General features: G+C 58.4%; 1 protein-coding gene and 1 pseudogene. One reads left to right on the top strand and one right to left on the bottom strand.

Going from position 1 to position 2,021, the window contains the following annotated elements:
* Positions 1–20: 20 nt before the first annotated feature.
* Positions 21–752 carry a substrate-binding domain-containing protein gene (locus tag AC0L3P_RS39600; protein ID WP_473309414.1) on the top strand — a complete coding sequence of 244 codons (732 nt, stop codon included), beginning with the start codon at positions 21–23 and terminating at the stop codon, positions 750–752.
* Between the two features lie 1,102 nt (positions 753–1,854).
* On the opposite strand, the pseudogene AC0L3P_RS39605 reads toward AC0L3P_RS39600, so the two are convergent.
* A pseudogene (locus tag AC0L3P_RS39605) lies at positions 1,855–1,950 on the bottom strand (ATP-binding protein); the annotation flags it as partial.
* Between the last annotated feature and the right edge of the window lie 71 nt (positions 1,951–2,021).

Raw genomic sequence — 2,021 nt, forward strand, 5'->3', positions numbered from 1 at the left:
CTCGGTACTAGCGATGAGATTTGAAAGCCCGTCCGCATGGCGCTGATTCTCCGTTTGAGAACCACAGTCGCCCGGCAGACTTCATCGGAAATGAGTCAGACCCCAGCATAGGAGCGGCGAGCGAGGCGATCACCGGTACGGTGCGGGTCGGCGCGCCGGACGGACTTGGCAATTATTTCCTGGCCGATCGTCTGGGCGCGCTGGCAGCAAGCCATCCTGGGCCGGTAATTCAGCTCGTACCGCTTCCACGCACCTTCTCCTTGTCGAGACGAGAAGCCGACATCGCTATCACGCTGGAGCGGCCGAAGCAGGGGCGGCTCATCCTTTCAAAATTGACTGATTACACTCTTAGCGTCTACGCGGCAGACACTTACCTTGCACGAGAAGGGCCAGTCAAAACTCAGGCTGAACTTGAAGGGCGGTTGTTCGTCACGCATGTTGAGGATTTCGTCTATAGCCGTGCTTTGGATTACGCATCGGCTCTTGGCCGTCTCATGTCGCGCCGGTACGAATGCGGAAGCGTCGTTGCACAGATGGAGGCGGTCCGAGCTGGCCACGGCGTTGGCATTCTTCACGATTACGTGGCCAGGCGTTACCCCAAGCTCAGGCAGTTACTCCCCGATCTACGCTTCGTTCGAAACTACTGGCTCACCTCGCATCCCGACACACATGAAACGCGGAGAGTTCAGGAGGTACACCGCTTTATCGCTGCGTCCGTGAAGGCCGCTAGGTCATCTTTCGAGGGGACTTGACCACGCTTACAGATCGCTCCGGAATAGCTTCGAGCTTCGCTCCTGATCCGGCGCATTCAATGAACACCCTCAGGGCGGACGAGACGAACGTATCTTTCCGGTGAACAAACACGGTGGTCGCTTTTGAAGGTGCCATTGGGCAGTGATTGGTGCCGGATCAACCCTTGGCGTTCGGCCGGCTCAACCACAACACCTGGAATGTGCGAAACGCAGACCGATGCGGCGACACAGCCGATGACTTCATCGAGCGTTCCCATCTGTCCAGCGCAGGCCCCGCGTGGCGTTCGCGCACCATTACATCAGCCGATCGTGTCAAAGCTGATGCCGCCCCTCCCGCCCCAACATTCCGCGAATTCGTTCGTCGGTACCTGAAGCGGCCAATAGCGGGAAGGGCGGAGCCTCTCAAAAAGCCATGACGCTGAGGCGGTGCAATCTCGTTCGCACATCGGAACTATGAGCGATAGTTGGTCATTCGTCGAAGCGGACGTGTGTCATCCGCTCTGACTGCCACAAACGCTTTGCAACGGACTGGTCTTTGGCATTGAGCGGCACCTTCGCAGGTGCTGGCAGCCCTCTGGTTTCCATGGAACGATCTGGTCCGTAATAACCGCCAGTTTCGGCTTCCGGGCACGTTGCTCCATATAACAACGGTAGGGCCCCTGCTGGGAAGATTGAAGCAGAACCGGCGCCAGCACGCGAAGCAAAAAGGGCATTCTGTTCTGCCTTGTCGGATCGGCCGTGCCTGAGAGATCAGTTCGCGCTAACCCCGGATGCACGGCAATACTTTTGATACCCCACTGCCTAGCCAGGGCGCGGCGGTGAAGTTCAAGAGAAAACATCAGGTTTGCCAATTTGAACTGCGCATACGCTGTCATTGGCCGGTACCGATGTTCCGACTGCAGGTCATCGAAGTCGATGACACCACCGTTCGCCGCCAGCGCACAAACATTGACGACACGCGGGTCGCGCCCTGCCTGTGTTTCGGCACGTCAGAGCCCAAGAGGGACCCCTTTGATCGGCGTGCTCTGCTGGTAGCGCTCGGGTCGTCGGAGCTGGTCGGGGTTGCGGAGACGGCGCGAGCGCGGGTTGTTTGAACATCGTCGCGGCTTTTGAATCGCCAGCTGTCGTTGCCGGTCTCGACGATGTCGCAGTGATGGGTCAACCGGTCGAGTAGCGCGGTGGTCATTTTGGCATCACCGAACACGTCAGAGTACCCCTATTGTCGAGCGGGTCGTGTCTCACGTCACGATCACTGACCCGCATCATTTT

Source organism: Bradyrhizobium sp. WSM4874, assembly GCF_055811835.1.